The following is an 18,647-nucleotide window of genomic DNA, read 5'->3' on the forward strand; positions in this document are numbered from 1 at the left end:
GCGCGACCGAGGTTATATTGCCTGACTGGCCGGGCTGTTTGCCTAGGTCGGTCCAGATCCCCATGTTCCCCTGAGCGGCTGCCTTAGTGAGTGTGAGAGATTGATTCTTATCCCAACTCCCAAAGGTTTTGCATGACAAGCGTGCAAGGCAGAAGGGGTGGCGGCCGTTTTGCTGGGATCGAGATGCATATTGATGCGCGTGTTATCAAGCTGGATGCGCAGCGCGGCTTCGACCCTGTAGAATCCCCTGACATCAAGCGCCGCGCCGCTTGCGGCGCTGCCCCCGTCCCGCTACGCTTGCAACCGATGACAACATTTGCCGGGAGTGCCGAGCATGGTTCAGCTTGGTGCAGAAATCGACGGCGACTGCACGTCGGAAATCCGGGCATTGTTGGGTCAGGGTGCCTTCGGGGCGACCGATCCGGACCGGCTCTACCACCTTGCCCGCTACAACAAGATGCTGCACGTGGTGCCGATGGACGCGCATCCGACGCTCGGGCCCCGGCTGCTTGAGGCGCGGATCGCGACGGTCGGGCTGAACGGCCGGGCCATCCGCGCCGGCGTCCAGATTTCCCAGGCCCTGACGGCGCGCGATGTGCGTCATGTCGTGATGAAGGGGCCGTGGCAGCAGGTGTCGGTGCACGGCACCGGCTATCTGCGTCCTTCGGGCGATGTCGATCTGTTCGTGGCGCCGCAAGACCGTGTCAAGGCGGCCGAGGTGATCCGCTCTCTTGATTACCGGGTGTTCGAGCAGGACCAGACGATCTGGTGGCTGCGCTTTCTGGGGGAACAGCATTTCCACCGGGACAAGGACGGCGCGGTGGCGGACCTGCATCACCGTCTGCTGCAGGTGGGTCTTCCAAGCTGGCGCCGTGCCAATGACATGCTGACCCAGGCCGTCGGGCAGGGGGAGGGGGCGGACCGCGTCCCCGTTCCCAATCCCCCCACCGGTTGCCTTCTGCTGGCGATCACCATCGCCAAGGCGCTGCTGGGGGGTGAACCCTGCGGCTGGGCCGTCCGTGACCTATGGCTTTGGCTGGCCAAGCTGTCGGCGGAGGAGCGTCGGGATCTGGGCCGCGTCGCGCAGCGAGCCGGGCAGACGCGCAGCCTGGCTTTGGCCTTGCAACTGGTGCACGCCTGCCACGGGCTTCCTGACCGGCCGACCCGTTCCATCTTGCCGGGACCGGAGCGGACGAAGGATGAACTCCGCTCCATCGTGTATCAGCCGTGGCAACGGCCGCAGCTTGCCCCGCGGCGCCGCGATCTGTTGCGGGCGTTGGGCAAAGGGCGGCCGGTGGCGGTGGCGCAGCAGGGGGTGATGTCCGTGCTGTCGCCCATGGTGCTGTCCGTGCTGAAACGGCGTGAAAGCCAGCGCTAGGCGCGCACGGCCGTATCCAGCCACCTTGCCCAATCCGGCAGATCCGTATGGCTGACCGCACCTGCCCCGATCAGCGCCGCGGCCCCGGCCGGCGGTTGCGTCCATGGCTGCCCGGCCGGGGGCAGGGGAGGGCATGATAGCGAAAGCGGCACGTCCGAAGAATCGGCCGCTGCGCTTTTGCGCTGGCGCCGGTCGCGCAGGCTTTCGATCAGGCGGGACAGCATGGCAGGCTCCACAAGGCGGGGCAGCACGTGGCGCAGCCGGCGCGCCTTGATGTCCAGCACCAGCCGCTCATAGCGCAGCGCCTGTTCCAGATGCTTTTCAACCGCGACGGCGGCTTGGGCCGAAGCGGCGTCCGGCATCCGTGGCAGGCTCCGATGGGCCGCCAGCATGGACGCCATCCGTTCCGCCGTCATGCGGTGCGAGATGGACGAGGCGTGCCGGCGATAGGCGTAAAGCGGATCGGGCACGACCACGAAGGACGCCCCCTCGATCAGCATCCGCATGACCAGGTCGAAATCCTCGCCGATGTGGAGGGAGGTGTGGTAACGACGGTCACCCAGCGCCTTTCGGGAGATCAGCGGCTTGAGATAGCCGTAGCTTGGCAGGCTGCGATCCCCGCCATTGCTGCGCATGAATTGCGCGGTGTCCAAAGACATGGGCTGCGTCAGCTGCAGCGGTTGCAGCAGGGTCCGCCGTTCCCCCGCGCCGAAATGCACCAGATCGTCGGCCACGAGATCGGCTCCGGTCTGGCGCGCCACGTCCAGCAGGCGTTGCAGGCGGTCGGGGTGGATCAGGTCATCGCTGTCGACGATGGCGATCCAGTCGCCACGCGCAATTTCCAGCGCGCGGTTGCGCGTGGCGGCGGGACCCCTGTTGGTGGCCGAGGGCAGAACGCGCACGCGTCCATCCTGATCGGCGATGCCTTGGGCGATCGTGACGCTGTCGTCGTCCGAGGCGTCGTCGGCCACCAGAAGCTCAAGGTTGGCGTGGCTTTGCGCCAGAACCGACCGCATCGAGGCTTCCAGCCACCGCGCCCCCCGGAAATTCGCCATGACGACGCTGACAAGCGGCGGCTTTTCCGATACAGGTGGTGCTTCCATAGAATCCACGATGCCTTTCCGTTGAGCCAAGGTATGCCGGCTTGATAACCAGCGGTGGAAATCATGGCAACAGCCGCTGGGGTGTCCATTTACTCGGGTGTTGAATGTTGAAAATGTCTTTTGTTCCAGTGGCTGTGACGGTTGCCGCTTTGTGCGCGGTGGCCGGTGCCTCGTTCGCCGGGCCGGCAGAGCCGATGATCACCGAGGGCTTCCGGGAGGACTTCACCGCCCCCAAGCTGAACACGCGCCGGTGGTACGTGTCGGACGGCTGGACGAACGGTTCCCATCAGGACTGCTACTGGGCCAAGTCCGCCGTGTCGGTGTCCGATGGCAATCTGAACCTGGCGCATGTGCCGGGAACGGCAACCACCCGTCCCGGATGTGGGGAGGTGCAGCTTCGTGGCCTTATCCATTACGGCACGATCGAGGCGCGGATCAGCGCGCCGGTCGCTTCCGGGCTGAACGCTTCGGTGTTCACCTATACAGGCCCCGCCCAGGGCACCCGGCATGACGAGATCGACATCGAGGTGCTGACCCGCCATACGAACCGCGTCGACTTCAACACCTTCGTGGACGGCAAGGCGATGAACGGCGAGAACGCGCCCCTCGACCCGCCGCTGGACGAAGCCTTCCACGACGTGGCGATCCAGTGGAGCCCGGACGCGATCGTCTGGTTCGTGGACGGCCGCGAGGTGCATCGCACCCCGGAAGGCGCGACGCTGCCCGATCTGCCGCAAAAGCTGATGATGTCGTTCTGGAGCACGACCACCCTGACCGACTGGATGGGCAAGCAGGGCCCCCGCAGCGGCCAGCTGGATTATCGGATCGACTGGATCTCCTACACGCCGCCCGATCAGCGCTGCCTGTTCAAAGGATCCATCACCTGCTGACGGACGTTGCAGGTTCAAGCGCCCGCAGCACCTTTCCAAACCGCTGAACAAAAAAACCAGACGACGGCCAAGGCACATCGTCTGGTCAGGCTGTGTTTGACTTCCCGTATTCTGGCGACCCTCAGGGCCATCCTAGGGGATGAGCTTACGGGCGGATGTCAGGGACACCCGCCCGAAGGATCAGCGCGCGCCGCGCGAGCTGAGCAGCGCCGGCACCGTGCGAAGGATGATCTTGATGTCCAACAGCATGCTCCACCCCTGGACGTATTGACGATCCAGCCGCACACGTTCGGCATAGGTGGTGTCGCTGCGACCGCTGACCTGCCACAGGCCCGTCAATCCGGGGCGGGTGATCAGGTAAAGCGGTGCGGTGGCGGCGTAGTTGTCCAGTTCGTCCCGGACGACGGGGCGGGGACCGACGATGCTCATCTCGCCGCAAAGGACGTTCAGAAGCTGCGGAAGCTCGTCGAGGCTCAACTTGCGAAGCACGGCACCGATGCGGGTGACGCGCGGATCGTTCGTCAGCTTGCGCTCCGCTTCCCAAAGGACGCGGTCCTGGGGGTTCGCTTCCAGGTGCCGGGCGAGGATCTCATCGCCGTTTACGACCATGGTGCGGAACTTCCAGCACTTGAACTCGGTCCCGCCGAAGCCGACGCGCCGATGTCCGTAAAGCAGAGGTCCACGATCCGTCAGCTTGATCAGGATGATCAAGCCAAGGATCAGGATCCCGAACAGCGGCAGGCTGAGCAGCACGAGTGCCACGTCCAGCGCACGCTTGAGATTGCCACCAACAGGTTTCTTGAAACGGGGCTGCGGGGAAGCGCCCGGGGCCGCCCCCAGATCCGGAGTGGAGGGAAGGCTCATGGCCAGCTTGCCATCGATGCTAACAGTAGTGCCTTCAGGCGGCATGATAAAAGCTCCTGAACAATCGTTAAAATAACGTGAAGACGAACTCGGAATTTGAGTATGTAGAAGGGTTGTCAGAAAATCCCGCTGCTTTCAACGTTAATAGATAGTTAACGAACATTTTCTTTTAATAATGCAAGTTCTATCGATTCGGGGGTTTCACGTTGACAAGACGGCGACTTGGCCCGATTTAACATGTGCTGGCAACTTTCCGCGCAGCGTTCCTAGTTATGGTTGTGTACGATGAAAAAAGCATACTCCGCGCCCGCTCTCCGTGTTCACGGTACCCTGGAAGCTCTGACCCAAGGCGCCTCCACGGGCTCCGCCCTGGACGCATCCTTCCCGGTCGGTACGCCCAAGGGCGACCTGACCTTCTCGTAAGAACGAATGGGCGGCGGTCACGCCGCCCTTTTTCTCGGAAGGGTGATCATGTCCTATGTTGTCTCGCCTGACTGCGTCGCCTGCGACGTCGAGGGCGGCGTTGCGATTCTGAACCTCAAGACGAACATCTATTTCGGGCTGGATGAGGTGGGTACGAAGGTCTGGGGACTGCTGCAGGAGCCTGCATCGCTGTCCGACCTGTCGCACTCCGTTTCTTCGGAGTTCGATGTGTCGCAGGCCGATTGCGAAAACGATATCTCGCGCCTTCTGGACCAGATGGCGCAAAACGGCCTTGTCGTAAGGGCCTGACGCGATGGCCCGCCTGCGTCGGATCTCGGCAAGGCAGGCCTGCCTGCTGCTGGAATGCCTGTTCACGGTCGTGGTCGTGCGTTGCGCCTTGTCGATGCGCAAGAACGACATGCTCCGGCGGCGCATCGCTGCCCACACCGTTCACTCCGTCGCACCCAACCATCGACTTGCCGAGATCGCGTGGGCGGTGGCGGCCGTCGCACGATCCGTTCCCAAGGCCACCTGCCTGACGCAGGCGACGGCCGGGCAGTGGGTTCTGGCACGGCGTGGGTTTGATTCCATCGTCCGGATCTCAGTGCCCCCGTTGACGGATGCCAACGGCCGGATCGCCCCCCACGCCTGGCTTATGGCCGGGGACACCGTGGTGCTGGGTGGCACGGTCGACCAGTACTATCGCCACAGAATGCTGCATGATTATCCGGTACGCGCTCCTTCGGTGGCCCGATGACCCATTTCGCGGTCCTGAGTGGGATCGGGCGGCCGCTCCAAGGTCTTGACGCGGCGGCACGGTCGATGCGTGCAAGCTTCGCCGAGCTACCCGAAGCCACGACGGTGAATGAGCGCATGCTGCAGCTGGGTTGCAGCGCGCAGCAGGGTCCGCTGTCGCTGTGCGGTGACCTCGGGTTGACCGACATTTCCCAGTTGCGGGCCGACACGAACGCGGAGGCGGGGGCAGAGCCTGCGCAGATGATCCTGACCCTTTGGGCGCGGCATCAGGAAGGCGCGCTGGATCGGCTGAACGGCTGTTTCGCCTTTGTCCTTCATGACGCACGTACAGAAGAGGTCTGGGCCGTGCGGGACCGCATGGGTGTCCGGCCCCTGGCCTATGCGATGGAGCCGGATCGCATCGTCCTGGCGTCGACGATCCGCATGGTGCGTGCGGGCCTGTCCGCCCCGACCGATATCGACAGCGCCTGGATCGCCGATTTCCTGTCCGGTCAGGACACGAGCCACGAACGCACCGTCCATGCCCAGATCCGGCGTCTTCCCCCCGGCCACCTGCTGCGTATGTCCGCGAACGGCACCCTGACCCTCCGCGCCTGGTACAACCTGTCCGACCGGATCACTCCCACGCAGTCGGACGCCGCCGAGGCCTTGCACGAGGCGTTGCGGCACGCGACCCGCGAGGCCTGTGCCGGACGGAACATCGCGACCTTCCTCAGCGGCGGTTTGGATTCCAGCACGCTGTCCCTTTTGTCCCTGCAGGCGGGCGAACGCAGAGCGGCCCTATCGTTGCGCTACACCGATCCGGCGCTGGACGAAGGGCCGTATATCAACGCGGTGCTGGAACAGGCGGGCGGCGGGCTTGTTCCGACCGACATTCCCGCGGCGGATGTGCAAGCGGATATAGGCGGCCTGATAACGGACGGCGATCAGCCCGTCTTCGCGCCCGGCCTTCCCGGCAATCGTCATCTTTACCTGGCCTCAAGACGTATGGGTTACCAAGATATCCTTGACGGCCACGGGGGGGACGAGGTGATCGACGGGGCGATGCGGAACCTGTCGCATGTCGCGGGGCGGGGGGCCTGGACCTCTGCGTTGACGCTGGCATGGCAGCACGCCCGTTTCACGGGAGTCCAGCCGTGGGGCGTCTGGGCGCATCTGATCGCGGCGCGCGGCCCCCGTCCGCTGGGGGCAGTGGCGCGTCGCGCCATGCGGGGCGCGCGCCATGACACGCTGGAATGGCGTGCGCTTGTTGACCCTGCGCTGGTGGCCGACACTCAGCTCGTGGCGCGTGTGCAGGCGCTTCATGTGCCGGCCGCCGGGTCATTGCCTGAGGGCGTGCGTGCGCATCTGGCCACCATGACCGCCCCGCTATTGTCGGGCGCGCTGGAGGTTCTGGACGTGACGGCGCGAAGCGTGGGCGTCACGCCTCACTACCCCTTCTACGATCACCGCGTGATCGAACTGTGCCTCGGGCAACCCGATCACCTTCGCATCGCGCAAGGGCAGCCGCGCAGCCTTCTTCGGCGGGCGATGCGCGGCGTTCTTCCCGAAAAAATACGGTTGCGCCGCGACAAGGTCGACTTCCTGCCCAACTTTTGGGCGAGGTTGCAGCGGGATCCCGACGCGCGCCGTCTTCTGGCCGATCCGCAGCGCTTGCAGGGATGGGTGAACATCGCCACCCTGCGCGCGGATGGCCTTCTTCTTCAAGCGAACGAGCCGGATCCCGGCGCCGCGTTCCGGCTGTCGCGCGCCCTGGCGCTGGCCACCTGGTTCGAGGCGCGCGACGCGGTCCGCCCTATCCTTCAACACAAGGCGTCCTGATGAGCGCGAATGCCCCGTTTTCGTACATGGCTTACGGCCTTGTGATCCAGTCCGACCTGCAACTTCCCGAACTGGCCGCCATCGCACCCGGTCGGCCGGCGGACCTCACGATCACGGTGGATCCCGCCGCCACGCCGGTCGACATCGCCTCCCAGGTGGATTTCACGGCCGAGGGTTCGGTCCTGTCTTGGCCTGCCGTGGGCCGTTTCTATGTCTCCAAGGGCGGGGACGTCATCCGCATCGTGCCGGTGGAGGGAACCTCGGACGATCTTCTGGCCTTCCCGCTGCTGGGCCCCGTGCTGTTCGAGGTTTTGCGCCGACGCGGCTATTTCGTGCTGCACGCCAGCGCTGTCCTGTTCCAGGGGCGGGCGGTCGCGTTTCTGGCCGACAAGGGCACGGGCAAGTCGACCACGGCCACGGCCCTGATCGCCCGCGGCGGACGGCTTCTGGCGGATGACCTCGTGGCCATCGATCCGGCCGGAAATATCCAGCCCGGCTTCGCCCAACTCAAGCTGTCGGATGCGGCGCGGAAGTTCGCCCCCGGCGGCGCGACTATGCGGGGTCCGGTCCACGATCTGATCGACAAGACCCGCGTGCTTCTTCCGCCCGAGATGCTGGCGGAAGCGCCGGTGCCCGTGGCCCGCCTTTACGAACTGCGCCGTCTGGCGGCGGGAGAGGCGTCGCACGTCTCTGCCCCGGATCCGTCCTCGGCGCTGCAAACGCTGATGCGCTTCTCCTACGCCATTCGCTTTGGCGATGCGCTGCTGCAGGGCCGTGCCGCTGCGGAGCATTTCCGCTCGGCCGCCTCGCTGGCTGCGTCGCACCCGCCCCGCCGCCTGGGTCTGGCCGAAGGGCTGGACCGTGCGGATGAAATTGCAGAGGCCATTGCCGCCGACCTTGGCAGTATTCCCGCATGACCGGGCCCCGGACGGAATTGTCCTCGTTCTTCACGGCGCTGGCTCGGATGGAGCGGCGCCGTCTGACCATCGGAACCTTCCTGCTGGTGCTGGGCACCCTGACCGAGGGTGCGTCCATCCTGATGTTCCTGCCCATCCTGCAGCTGGTCAGCACCGGCGAAAACGTGGTGGATCTGGGCCGGCTGAACCTTCCCGCATTCCTGCCCCAGACGATTCCCCTTTGGACGCTGCTGGTGTTCATCGTCGTGCTGACGGCGGCGCAGGCCACGTTCAACCGCTCCAAGGGGATCTACCTGGCCGAGCTGATCCACGACTTCACGGACCGCTTCCGCCTGTCGCTGTTCCGCGACATAGCGGCGGCGCGGTGGGACAGCCTTGTGCGGCTGCCGCGGTCACGCATCGAACACGCGCTGACCGGAGAGATCGAGCGCCTTTACATGGCCACTTTCAACCTTCTGAACGTGCTGCAAGGGTTGATCGGGCTGGGGCTGTACCTGGTTCTGAGCCTGCTGGTGTCGGTCCCCATGACGTTGCTGTCCTTCGGCTTCGGCCTCGTGGCGCTGGCGCTGATGCGGCCGTTCCGCAAGGCCGCCGGACGCCACGGCACCCGTTTGCAGGAAAAGCGGAAACGGCAAAGCCATGCGGTGGGCGAGTTCGTCGGCGGTTTGAAGATCGCGCGCAGCATGAACCTGGAAGGGCGCTATCTCGGCATCTTCTCCGACATCCTGCATCAGACGCGGGTGGATGCGGTTCAGTATGTGCGGCAGTCGACCATCGGTTCGGGGTTGTTCCAGATCTCGGCCGTGGCGGGCGCGGCGACGTTCATCTGGGTGGCCCGGTCCGGGCTGGGGATGGATCTTGCGCGCATCGCCGTGCTTCTGATTCTGTTCATGCGGGCCGGTCCTCGTTTCCTCGGCCTACAGGCTTCGGTGCAGCAATTGCTGGTCGATCTGCCGGCCTGGCGCGACATCCGCACGCTTCAGGATCAGCTTGTCGAATGGCGCGACCCAGCTGCCGAAGGCGCGCTGCCTGCGCCGGCCCCCCAGCATGAGATCTGTCTTGATCACGTCACCTGGCGCTTCCCCGGCGGGGCGCGCGACGTGCTGACGGATCTGACGCTGCGCATTCCGGCGAAGAAGATCACTGTCCTCACGGGCCCGTCAGGTGCGGGGAAAAGCACGATCGCCGATCTGGTCATCGGGTTGTTGCAACCCGATCAGGGGCGGCTTCTGGTGGACGGCCAGCCGCTTGAGGCGGGGCAGTTGCGGGCGTGGCGCGACCGGACGGCCTATGTCACGCAGGATCCGCACCTGATCGACGGCAGCATCCGCGCCAACCTGATGCTGGCCATCGCCAACCCCGGACCAGAGGATGAGGCCGCCATGCAGCATTCGCTGTCTCGCGCCTCGGCCGATTTCGTGGCGGCCTTGCCCCAAGGGATCGACACGGCGGTGGGCGAACGTGGTGGGCTGCTGTCCGGTGGCGAACGTCAGCGGATCGCGTTGGCCCGGGCGTTGATGCGCAATCCCGATATCCTCATCCTGGATGAAGCGACCAGTGCACTGGATTGGGAAAACGAACTTGCCCTGTCCGACACCATTGGCAAGCTTCGGGGATCCGTGACCGTTCTTGTCATCACGCACCGACCGGCACTGCTGGCGGTCGCGGACGTGGTTCATGTCATGGATGATGGCCGGATTGTTCAGAGTGAGCAGCAGGGTGATGACCCGAATCAGCCCGATGGTTATCTGGCCGGCCTGCGCACCCAAGGCGCGTAAAGATCGCCCGGATCACGATATAGGCCAGCAGGACCAATTGTCCGATCACCAGAACCGCACCCGCTGCAGCGGCCGTCTCCCAACCCGACAAGCCTGAGGAGAGGCCCAGGATGATCGCCCCCACAAGGGCGATCAACATGACAGCAATGTAGCAAATGACGAACATCTGTGCCTCTTTTACCGCCCTATCGTGTCCTATTGACGGCAAAAAGGAAAGAAAAGGTTAATACACTTTCCCGTATGGGTTGTAGAGGCCTTGATCAGGCCTCCACCAGCATCCGCTCCACCGAGTTTGGCGTGATGAAGGAGCGCAGCTTGCGCAGGTTCACCCGGTCGTAAACGACGCCGAGGCAACGGTTTTCCAGCAGCGGGTGGTTCAGCAGGGCCGCTTCCGCCACGTCACGCGGGGTCTGGCCCCACTCACCGACCACGGCAAACGCGGGCAGTTCATACAGCACCGCAAGGCCTTGGGCCGTCGGATAAAGCGCGGGAACGTCCACGATGATCGCTGCGAAGTCGGCACGCATTTCGCTGACGATGCGCCGGATCAGCTGCGCCGACTGAATCTCGTCCGGGATGCCCTTGCCGGCGGGCAGCACGGTCAGGTTGGCGTCTTCGATGTCCAGCAGCATCGCTTGCCAATCGTCCTCGGACGCGGCGCTTTCCGCAAATCCGGGCTTGCCTTCCAGACGCAGCAACCGCGTAAGCGTGCGGTCCCGGTTGTCCGTATCGATGACAAGCACGCGTTTCTTCGACGTGGCGGCGATTTGGCCCGCCAGGTTCAGCGTGACCGAGGCGCGGCCCGGGTAGGGGTTGAACGAGGTCATGGCCACCACCGGGGTGTCCTTACCTTGTCCCTGCGCCGCCAAACGCACATGGCGCAGTGTTTCGGCATAGATCGAGTCGGGTTGTTGCAGCACGGGAATTTGCACCGGGGGCGCCAGTGGGCGCCGGATCGGCATGTTCGGCCGTCCCGACGCAACGCGCAAAGCCGGCGCCACCAGGCCGCGGTTCAGGCGAAGCGGTGGCAGGTGGCCGAGGAAGCGCAGCCCGGAATGCGACGTCAGATCGCCGGCCGTGCGCAGCACGGTTTCACGCATCTCGCGCCGGACCGCCCAGATAAGGCCGAAGAACAGACCCAGCATCCCGGCCGCGACGGCATAGCGAAGAGTCGCGGGCCCGGAAGGCTGCGTCGGTGTTTCCGCGTAGGACAGGACGCGGACGTTGGCCACGGGGAACGAGCTTTGCTGACGCATCTCCTGCGAGCCAGACAAGGTTTGCTGATACAGCGTGGACAGCGTTTCCGCTTCCTGCTGCATCGACTTCAGACGGACAAGCGCGGCCGCCTGGCCGGCGTTCTCTGCCGTCATCTCATCCAGGCTGGCGCGCAGCGCTTCGACGCGGGCATTGGCGACGTTCAGGTCGCTTTCCGCCGTCTGCCGCCGTGCCTGCAGTTCCACGAACAGCCGCCCGGCCGAGGTCCGCAGCGCTTCCTTCAGGCCCGCGATCTGCGGGTGCTTGGGACCCGCATTCACCGTCAGCTCCCGCAGGCGCGATTGCAAGCCGTTGAAGTTGTCGAGCCGGCTGAGAAGCTGCTCCGACAACTCGTTATTGCCGAAGCTGATCGAGTTTCCGTTCAGAAGCCCTTCCACCCCGCCGGCCAGAACGTTGTCATAGGTGCTGAGGATGGCCTGGGCCTTGGCCCGGTCGCCGATCGCCGTCGTCAGGCTGGCGTTCAGCTCGCCCTGTGCCTGCTCGCTCAGCAGGACCCCGTCATCCGACACGGCAAGGCGGTTTTCCGCGGCAAAACGTTCCGCCGCTTCGGCCGCGTCGCGCGATTGCTGGCGCAGCTGCTCCAACCGTTCCGTCATCCAGCCTTCGGTTTCGCTGACGGCCTGCGCGTTGGCGCTCAGCAGGTCCTGGCGGTAGGCGTCGGCATAAGCGTTCGCCACCTTCGAGGCGATGGCGGGATCATGCGAGGTGTAGGTGATGCCGATGGCACTGCTCTGGCTCAGCCGGCTGACATCCAGCTTCATTCGCAGCAGCATGGCCGCGTATCGCTGCCTGGGATCCACGGGGGCCTCTGCCGTGCTGTCCGCGACGACCGCTTCCCTTGGCGCTTCGGCCGGGGTCAGCAGAGTTTGCAGCCACGACACCGGCGTCATGACAAAGCCGATCGTGTGCCCAATCGCCGTCGAGATGGGCGAGGTGGGCACATTGAGGAAGGTCTGATCATCCTTCAGGCCGGTCGTCTTCAGCACGTCATAGGCCAGCTTGCTGGATGACATCACGATGCGCGCATCCTCGATCGCGGCCGTGGGCGTGGGGCTGGGTGCCCCTAGGCCGCCCGCCTGCCGCGTCGCGGTGTTGAGCGTGTCGTCCAGCAGCATTGTCGCCGTCGCAGTGTAGGTGTCGGGTTTCGACAGGCCGTAGGCCAGCCCGAACACACCCAAGGCCAGCGCCGGGGCAAGGATCTTCATCCGCTGGCGGCGTGCACCGGCCAGAAGGCGCTGCAGCTCGATGGTCTGGGACGGCTCTGCCGAATGTTCGGCGGATGCGGGCGGGACATAGGAACGAAGTTCACGCATGTTCATGCTTGCCTTTTCTTGCTGGCCGCCGGGCCATAAAGTTCGACCGGGCCAGCGCCCAGAATGCGTGCGACAACACCGGCGTGCAGCCCGGCGCGCATCAATTGCGGATTGCGGCGTGCGGAGGTGACGGATGCCACCGCCATGGTCAGACAGGCCGCGCATTTTGCGGCGGCCAGAGCGGCCAGCTTCAGGCGCGCGGGCGAACCCCGCCCATGTGTCGAGGTTTCGGCATGGGTTTGTCCCATGCGATACCGCCGGCGAAGCAGCCAGCGGAGGGAGGTGCGGTCCCCCGGCACACGCTCGTCCACAATGGCGCGCGGGGCGGGCGCGATGCGCCCCCCTGCGGCCAGATAGCGCGAGAACCAGTCCGTATCTTCGCCCCCGCTGCGGCCGCGCGCCAGATCGAAGCGCAGATCCCGCCAGGCCGGATCGGCCAGATCGACCAGGTTGTTGCCGGTGTATCCGGCGCGGCACGATCCGTCGGACGCAAGAACGGGATGGGTGTCATGGGGGCGCGACGCCAGCATCCAGCGCGGCGCATCGGCGCCATAGGTTCCAAGAACGACGCCCAGCACCGCCCCGGCCTTGCTGTCGGCGCGGGCCTGCATCAACTCGCGCAAGGTGTCCGGCCGCACGGTCTGGTCGTCGTCCAGATACACGAAGAACCGCGCACCTTGCGCCCGCGCGTGATCCAGCAGCGCGTTCCGCGCGATGGAGATGTTGCCCGCCGGGGCGTGGAGGTAACTGATCGGCAGCGGGAACCCTTCGGCGATTCCCGTGACCAGCGTCATGGCCGACGGTTCGTTGTCGTTGTCCGCCACGGCGACGCTGACCTCTGCCCCGCAGGGAAGCATGTCGCGCAGCGATTCAAGCGTCTGCGCCAGCTCGGGCCGGCGGTAGGTGCATATTCCGACGATCAGCCGCTCAGGCATGACGGACCCTTTCCTTGTTCGGACGTGCCGAAATCCATTCACGCCAATACCCCACCGACCATGCCAGATGCATGATGCCGGCGAAGAAGCCCGCGACCAGTCCCGCCGGATGGCGTTCGGATAGGGCGATCGAGAGGCCGCCCACGAGGCAACCGGCCACCCAGCACAGAAGGGGCAGGGCAAAGATCCCGCTGAACGGGACCAGCACGGCGCAAGCCAGTGCGGGGGCCAGCGCTGCCACCACGGCCTGACGTGTCGCCGGTCGCATCCCGTGCTTGGTCAGGTTCCGCCGGCGCCCGCGCCCGAAGGCCTGATACTGCCGCCACAGCGACGACATGGTCCGGCGCGGGAAATAGGTCAGCCGCGTGCGCTGCGTCAGCCAGATGCGGAACCCGGCGCCGCGCAGACGATGGTCAAGCTCCGCGTCCTCGTTATGGCTGAAATCCGGATCATAACCGCCGACGGCGCGGAAGGCGGCCGTCCGCATCAGGGCGTGGTGCCCGTGATCGACCCACTTGCCGGAACCGTCCAGCCGGTGGGCGGAGCCGCCATTGCCGAGGCGCGAGTTCTGCGCCAGTGCGATGGCGTGCTGCCAGAACCCGTCGCCTTTCGCGACCATGGACACGACGACGCTGTCCGCCTCGTGCTGCCGCGCCTCGTCCAGGACGACATCGGCGAAATCGGCCGGATAGGCGCTGTGCGCGTCCAGCCGCAGCAGCCATTCGTAATCGTAACCGTACTGGTCCACGGCACGGTTCACCGCGGCGGATTGAAGGCGCTGCGGGTTGTCCATCAGTCGCACGCGCGGTTCCTCGTCCGCGATCCGGATCACGATGGCCTGGGTCCCGTCCGTGGAGCCGCCATCGGCCACGACGATCAGGGCGTCCCGCGCGGCCGGAAAGGCCAGAACGGAGGCCAGGACCCCGGCGATATGCTCGGCCTCGTTCAGCGTCGGGATGACGATCAGAAGGGAAGGGGTCATGCCGAGCCTCCGCAAATCTCGGCCGTCAGGGTGCGGCATTCAGCGTCATCCATGCGAAGAGCGGAGCGTGGCACGGCAGCCAGCGCCTCCCGCAGACCCGGCAACGCTCCCTTGGCCGTCGCCAATCCTTGGGCGATGGCGTCATCCTGCGGCACGCGGATCGTCAGGGCGCAGCCCCATCCGGCGGCCTTGCGGGCGACCTCGGTCCCCTGAAGAACGATCGGCACGGCGCCGTTGAGACAGCCCTCGTAAAGACGGTTCGGCAGCAACCAATCGGAATTTTCCCCCGCCTGATAACGATCGATAAGCCAAGCATAATCCACCTCGCCATAGATCGCGGGCAGGTCGTCGGGCCAGCGATAGGGGCCGTGGAACTGCAGGTCTGGATTGGCCTCGACCACGGCGTGGAAATCGCCCAGCACATCCAGCGCCGGCCGTCCGCGCAGGATCACGCGGAACTGTCCCGGATGATCGCGCGTCAGCCGGTCCAAGGCCTGCAGCGAGAACCGGCAGCGCAGGATGCCGAACCAGCCAAGGGTGATCGGGGCTTGCGCCGGGCGCGCGGACGTCTGGGTGTCGGGGGCATCAAAGGGCTTGTTCTCGGCCAGGATGACCGGAATGTCCGGCTGCCCGTAGGCCCGCAGATAATTCGTTGCGAAGGCCGGGGAGGACGTGATGACCGCCGCGCAACGGCGCATCAGCCTCGCCTCGATCCGGCGCAGGGCGCGTGCGACGCGTCCTTGCCCCAGCATCATGCCGTGGATGTCGAGGAGTTCGTAGCAAAGACGCGCGCGGCCGCCGCGCGCCAGCCACGCGCCCAGAACCAGCGTTTCCAGATTGCGGGCCACGACGGTTTCCGGCCGCCCGGGGGGCGGGACCAGCCGACCGATTCGCGGCAGGGCCTTCAGGATCGCCGTCAACCGCTGCTTCATCCGGCCATTTTCGGTCTGGCCAAGCACTGTAACAGACGGGTCCAATGGCCCGGAACCACGCCGAAATCCGGCCAAACGAAGTTCTGCCCCGCCACGGCGAAACATCTCGACCCGGCGCGAAATGGCAGGATCATCAAGATCATGTGCCAAGTAAGTCACAAGCACGCGAAGAACCTTCCGGAATCATTAACAAAATGGCCCACATTCTGGACCGGACACACCAAAAAAAACACAGAAAGCGACAAGGCGCTCGTGGATAGGGTGTATCCTATCCCGATCAGCCGGTCCAGAGAGGCTACAACCGATCGGGACGTTTGGTAAACAACTTGACGTGCGTCAGCGCTCCGCCTGCAGAAGATAGCGGATGCCGGAATGTTCGTGCGGAACCTTTGAAAGCCCCAGCTTCCGCATCATCGCCATCCGCTTGTCGCGGGCCGTCAGCCGAAGGATCGACCACAACGTTCCAGGCAGGGCCATTGTTTGCCGTCCGGCGGACATCAGTCCGCCTTCGGCCTTGCGGTCCAGGAACAGGCGGTGATGGAACTTGTTGCGGGTCAACCGCTCCTGCTGGCTCAGAAACTCCCGAGCATCGCCTGGAAGGGTGTCGGTGCGCAGGATTTCGTCCGCCGCATCGGCGAAAGCCTTCAAATCCGCCGTCCGGTGCTTCACACTGAGGGAGTCCGCACGCTGGAACGCCACGTATCCGCAAGACCGGATGGTGACGAACCGCGCACCGCGTGCCATGAGGCGGACGTAAAGGATGAAATCCTCACCCAAACGGAGCCGCTCGTCATAGCGCAATCCGCTGCGCTGCAGGAAGTCCCGCCGGATCACGGGCTTCAGAAGGCCCGTCTCGTCCCGCCCCATGCCGTCCCTCCCGCCAAGGTTCCCCGCGACGAAGCCGGACAGCGACATTTCGGCGGGGGCGTCCGGGAACGCGGCAATGTCCTGCGGCGTGACGGTGTCGCGCATGGGATCGGGGACGAGAGCAATGTTGTCGGCCGCAAGATCGAACGGACCGGCCGCGAACAGCCGTGCGAAACGACCCGGCAGCAGAATGTCGTCCGAATCCAGGATGGCGATCCACGGGGCCGTCGCAACATCGATCGCCTGATTGCGCGCCTTGGCAGGGCCTACATTCCGGTCAAGGCGGATCACCCGCAGCCGTTGGCTGCCATCTTCGCAGCCTTGAGCCACGGCTGCGGTATCGTCGCCCGAGGCATCGTCCACGACGATCACTTCCGTCACCTCCGGCTCTGCCAGCGCGGACCGGATGGCCTGCGCGATGGTCCGGCGGGAGTTGTGTGCGGGAATGATGACCGAAACCGTGTTCATGGAGGCACTCGTGATTGTGACTGACACCCCGTGTCTAGGCCGGAGCGGCCCTGCGACCAACGGCTTTCTAACAAACCTTCAGCGCTTTCAACAGGGCACCCGTGGCGGGACGTGCTTAAAATGCCGACTTAAGCCCGAAGCGCAGTCTTCCGGACGCCGAGAAGCCAAACCACCGTCCCGTTCCACATCGACAATCCCAAAGCAGCGGACTAAGAGTTGGCCTCGCTTGGTGATGTGACTGTTGCCGGTTCGAAATACGCAAGCGGCCGGTGACCCTTCCGGCTGTCTTTCGTTCAGATAGGTGGACGTTTCTTGTCCAAGTGGGGTAATGATGACACAACGTCGAATAGACCTGTTCTATCACGGCTATGAATTGCATGCATTGGATCGGCCCTTCGGTCGCCTGCAGTCGGAACTGCGGCTGAAGGCGCGGACGATCTATCGCGGAATGCGGCGGCGGCAGCTTTACACCGGCTTCTACACGGCCTTTCAGAACCTGCGAAAGGGCCTCGTGTCCCTGGGGATGGATGTGCATGTGAATGATTTTGCCCATGCGCGGCGCAACCCGGACCAGCCCGTCGGAATTTCCGGGTACCCGGGCGTCTATGACCGCGTCCGCCTGCCCAATCCCGCCATTTTCGGCCCCGGCTTCGTGCCTCCACCGCATGAGGTCGAGGCGATCGGGGCCCGGTGCAACATCAGGTTCTTCACCGCCCCGTCGGAATGGGCCTGCAAGATCTGGCGTCCCACGCTCGGGGACCGGGTGCAGCCGCTTTTCGCCCCGATCATTCTTTCGGACTGGCCGGACCTGTCGCAGAACGCCAAGACGAACGACGTCCTGATCTATGACAAGATCCGCTGGCAGCGCGAGGCCTTGGTTCCGCGCATTCACGGGCGTCTTGGGGCGCACCTGAAGCGCCGCGGGCTCACCTCGCAGACCCTGCGCTATGGCGCGCATCATGGCAGCGATTTCCGCGCCGCCTTGCGGCGATCGCGCGCGATGGTGTTCCTGTGCGAACACGAGACACAGGGCCTTGCCTATCAGGAGGCGATGGCGTCCGGCATCCCGATTCTGGCCTGGGACGAGGGCCGGCTGATCGATCCTGCGGAACGCAGGATGGCCCCGGCCGATCTCGTGGTGTCCTCCGTGCCCTATTTTGACGCGCGCTGCGGGATGACCTTCACCGAGCCCCAGATCGAGGAGCGCTTCGACGCCTTCTGGAGCGTACTGGAAGACTTCCGTCCCCGGGATTATGTGGCGGAGGAGCTCAACGCCCAAAAAAGCGCGCAGGTTTATCTGAACCTGCTGGATCGCGCCGCCCGCTGAACATGCTCCTTCCCGTGGAAGGACGTCTCCCGTGCCGATCAGGCTTATGCCCCTCGCGTGGCCGCCATCGGTCGCAGGCCCGGTCCCTTGATCGCTGCTTCCGTCAGCAGATCGGCGACGGCCTTGTCCATGTCGCCGATGGTGCGGAAGGCTTGATCGTGAGCCAGCCCGACGGCTCTCTATGTCTCTGGAGAACCTTGCCGTCCTGCCAAGCGCAATTGGCAGGGCGTCAGGAAGGCCATGATCGGCTTCTGCGAGGAGGCCATCGACTGGGCCCAATGGCCGCGTACTTCTACACGGAAAAGAAGATGGTCCAGCACCTCTCCATCTATCCCCGGCTGGGATACCTGTAAGTCGCGCGGCGGTCCGAAGACGGCGTGGACCGTGTGTTCCTCCAGAAAAATCTTAGAAGTCGAAAGGTTCCCCGGTGCGAACGGTGTGCCGGAATGCGCGGTGAAAATCGTGTCGAAGGCGGACGCCCTTCGGGCCGAGATTCACAACCTGTAGTTGACGATTTTGTGAACCTATTTTCACTGCGGCTCTAGGGTCAGGACTCGTTCTTGATCACAGCCAAAACAGGACGGTTGCGGCCAACGCGATTGCGGAGAGGTAGGTTTC

16 protein-coding genes are annotated in these 18,647 nt (G+C 64.9%); 9 read left to right on the forward strand and 7 right to left on the reverse strand.

Features of this window, described 5'->3' with window-relative positions; all coding sequences use genetic code 11:
* The first annotated feature begins 334 nt into the window (after positions 1 to 334).
* Positions 335 to 1,378 (forward strand): nucleotidyltransferase family protein, encoded by a 1,044-nt coding sequence (locus ACSHZY_RS17995; protein WP_435171501.1) that lies wholly within the window; start codon positions 335 to 337, stop codon positions 1,376 to 1,378.
* Here the strand turns inward: ACSHZY_RS17995 and ACSHZY_RS18000 are convergent.
* Entirely contained in the window at positions 1,375 to 2,481 is a 1,107-nt protein-coding gene (locus tag ACSHZY_RS18000) for a glycosyltransferase family 2 protein (protein WP_435171526.1), read from the reverse strand. The two genes, ACSHZY_RS17995 and ACSHZY_RS18000, sit on opposite strands and share 4 nt — an antisense overlap.
* Positions 2,482 to 2,609: 128 nt before the next feature.
* Between ACSHZY_RS18000 and ACSHZY_RS18005 the strand changes: the two genes are divergently transcribed.
* A complete protein-coding gene (locus tag ACSHZY_RS18005) occupies positions 2,610 to 3,371 on the forward strand; it encodes a family 16 glycosylhydrolase (RefSeq protein WP_435171503.1) in 762 nt (253 codons plus the stop codon).
* Between the two features lie 180 nt (positions 3,372 to 3,551).
* Here the strand turns inward: ACSHZY_RS18005 and ACSHZY_RS18010 are convergent, their stop codons facing one another.
* Positions 3,552 to 4,280 (reverse strand): sugar transferase, encoded by a 729-nt coding sequence (locus ACSHZY_RS18010; protein WP_435171505.1) that lies wholly within the window; start codon positions 4,278 to 4,280, stop codon positions 3,552 to 3,554.
* 240 nt (positions 4,281 to 4,520) lie between these two features.
* Here ACSHZY_RS18010 and ACSHZY_RS18015 point away from each other — a divergent pair, with 240 nt between their 5' ends.
* Genes ACSHZY_RS18015 through ACSHZY_RS18040 form a run of 6 tightly spaced genes read left to right on the forward strand, consistent with a single transcriptional unit; the run spans position 4,521 to position 9,930 of the window.
* A complete protein-coding gene (locus tag ACSHZY_RS18015; protein WP_435171506.1) occupies positions 4,521 to 4,658 on the forward strand; it encodes a lasso RiPP family leader peptide-containing protein in 138 nt (45 codons plus the stop codon).
* A 48-nt stretch (positions 4,659 to 4,706) separates the two neighbouring features.
* Complete coding sequence (locus tag ACSHZY_RS18020) at positions 4,707 to 4,967, forward strand: PqqD family protein (RefSeq protein ID WP_435171508.1); 261 nt, start codon at positions 4,707 to 4,709, stop codon at positions 4,965 to 4,967.
* Positions 4,968 to 4,971: 4 nt separating this feature from the next.
* The gene (locus tag ACSHZY_RS18025) at positions 4,972 to 5,415 is read left to right on the forward strand and encodes a lasso peptide biosynthesis B2 protein (protein WP_435171510.1); all 444 of its coding nucleotides are present in this window, start codon (positions 4,972 to 4,974) and stop codon (positions 5,413 to 5,415) included.
* Positions 5,412 to 7,235, forward strand: a complete 1,824-nt coding sequence (locus tag ACSHZY_RS18030; protein WP_435171512.1) for an asparagine synthase-related protein — start codon at positions 5,412 to 5,414, stop codon at positions 7,233 to 7,235. Before ACSHZY_RS18025 ends, ACSHZY_RS18030 begins: the two co-directional genes overlap by 4 nt.
* Positions 7,235 to 8,152: a serine kinase gene (locus tag ACSHZY_RS18035; protein ID WP_435171514.1), complete on the forward strand. Its 918-nt coding sequence runs from the start codon at positions 7,235 to 7,237 to the stop codon at positions 8,150 to 8,152. Before ACSHZY_RS18030 ends, ACSHZY_RS18035 begins: the two co-directional genes overlap by 1 nt.
* Positions 8,149 to 9,930, forward strand: coding sequence for an ABC transporter ATP-binding protein (locus ACSHZY_RS18040; protein ID WP_435171516.1), 1,782 nt, complete (start codon positions 8,149 to 8,151; stop codon positions 9,928 to 9,930). The genes ACSHZY_RS18035 and ACSHZY_RS18040 overlap by 4 nt, the downstream gene beginning before the upstream one ends.
* A gap of 260 nt (positions 9,931 to 10,190) precedes the next feature.
* On the opposite strand, the gene ACSHZY_RS18045 is transcribed toward ACSHZY_RS18040, so the two are convergent.
* From ACSHZY_RS18045 to ACSHZY_RS18065, 5 genes are all read right to left on the reverse strand, one after another.
* Positions 10,191 to 12,518 (reverse strand): GNVR domain-containing protein, encoded by a 2,328-nt coding sequence (locus ACSHZY_RS18045; protein ID WP_435171517.1) that lies wholly within the window; start codon positions 12,516 to 12,518, stop codon positions 10,191 to 10,193.
* 2 nt (positions 12,519 to 12,520) lie between these two features.
* On the reverse strand, positions 12,521 to 13,453 hold the full coding sequence (locus ACSHZY_RS18050) for a glycosyltransferase (protein ID WP_435171519.1): 933 nt from the start codon (positions 13,451 to 13,453) through the stop codon (positions 12,521 to 12,523).
* Complete coding sequence (locus ACSHZY_RS18055; protein ID WP_435171520.1) at positions 13,446 to 14,435, reverse strand: glycosyltransferase family 2 protein; 990 nt, start codon at positions 14,433 to 14,435, stop codon at positions 13,446 to 13,448. The genes ACSHZY_RS18050 and ACSHZY_RS18055 overlap by 8 nt, the downstream gene beginning before the upstream one ends.
* Positions 14,432 to 15,472, reverse strand: coding sequence for a glycosyltransferase (locus ACSHZY_RS18060; protein WP_435171522.1), 1,041 nt, complete (start codon positions 15,470 to 15,472; stop codon positions 14,432 to 14,434). Before ACSHZY_RS18060 ends, ACSHZY_RS18055 begins: the two co-directional genes overlap by 4 nt.
* Positions 15,473 to 15,703: 231 nt before the next feature.
* Positions 15,704 to 16,702, reverse strand: coding sequence for a glycosyltransferase family 2 protein (locus ACSHZY_RS18065; protein WP_435171523.1), 999 nt, complete (start codon positions 16,700 to 16,702; stop codon positions 15,704 to 15,706).
* 331 nt (positions 16,703 to 17,033) lie between these two features.
* On the opposite strand from ACSHZY_RS18065, the gene ACSHZY_RS18070 reads away from it, so the two are divergent.
* On the forward strand, positions 17,034 to 18,029 hold the full coding sequence (locus ACSHZY_RS18070; protein ID WP_435171525.1) for a glycosyltransferase: 996 nt from the start codon (positions 17,034 to 17,036) through the stop codon (positions 18,027 to 18,029).
* Positions 18,030 to 18,647 lie beyond the last annotated feature (618 nt).

Origin of the sequence: Falsirhodobacter sp. 1013, from assembly GCF_051195255.1 — a bacterium.
Lineage (GTDB): Bacteria > Pseudomonadota > Alphaproteobacteria > Rhodobacterales > Rhodobacteraceae > Falsirhodobacter.

Coding starts and splice junctions, on each gene's coding strand:
- ACSHZY_RS17995 (WP_435171501.1), top strand. CDS start 335: ATGGTTCAGCTTGGTGCAGAAATCGACGGCGACTGCACGTCGGAAATC.
- ACSHZY_RS18000 (WP_435171526.1), bottom strand. CDS start 2,481: ATGGAAGCACCACCTGTATCGGAAAAGCCGCCGCTTGTCAGCGTCGTC.
- ACSHZY_RS18010 (WP_435171505.1), bottom strand. CDS start 4,280: ATGCCGCCTGAAGGCACTACTGTTAGCATCGATGGCAAGCTGGCCATG.
- ACSHZY_RS18015 (WP_435171506.1), top strand. CDS start 4,521: ATGAAAAAAGCATACTCCGCGCCCGCTCTCCGTGTTCACGGTACCCTG.
- ACSHZY_RS18020 (WP_435171508.1), top strand. CDS start 4,707: ATGTCCTATGTTGTCTCGCCTGACTGCGTCGCCTGCGACGTCGAGGGC.
- ACSHZY_RS18025 (WP_435171510.1), top strand. CDS start 4,972: ATGGCCCGCCTGCGTCGGATCTCGGCAAGGCAGGCCTGCCTGCTGCTG.
- ACSHZY_RS18030 (WP_435171512.1), top strand. CDS start 5,412: ATGACCCATTTCGCGGTCCTGAGTGGGATCGGGCGGCCGCTCCAAGGT.
- ACSHZY_RS18035 (WP_435171514.1), top strand. CDS start 7,235: ATGAGCGCGAATGCCCCGTTTTCGTACATGGCTTACGGCCTTGTGATC.
- ACSHZY_RS18040 (WP_435171516.1), top strand. CDS start 8,149: ATGACCGGGCCCCGGACGGAATTGTCCTCGTTCTTCACGGCGCTGGCT.
- ACSHZY_RS18045 (WP_435171517.1), bottom strand. CDS start 12,518: ATGCGTGAACTTCGTTCCTATGTCCCGCCCGCATCCGCCGAACATTCG.
- ACSHZY_RS18050 (WP_435171519.1), bottom strand. CDS start 13,453: ATGCCTGAGCGGCTGATCGTCGGAATATGCACCTACCGCCGGCCCGAG.
- ACSHZY_RS18055 (WP_435171520.1), bottom strand. CDS start 14,435: ATGACCCCTTCCCTTCTGATCGTCATCCCGACGCTGAACGAGGCCGAG.
- ACSHZY_RS18060 (WP_435171522.1), bottom strand. CDS start 15,472: ATGTTTCGCCGTGGCGGGGCAGAACTTCGTTTGGCCGGATTTCGGCGT.
- ACSHZY_RS18065 (WP_435171523.1), bottom strand. CDS start 16,702: ATGAACACGGTTTCGGTCATCATTCCCGCACACAACTCCCGCCGGACC.
- ACSHZY_RS18070 (WP_435171525.1), top strand. CDS start 17,034: ATGACACAACGTCGAATAGACCTGTTCTATCACGGCTATGAATTGCAT.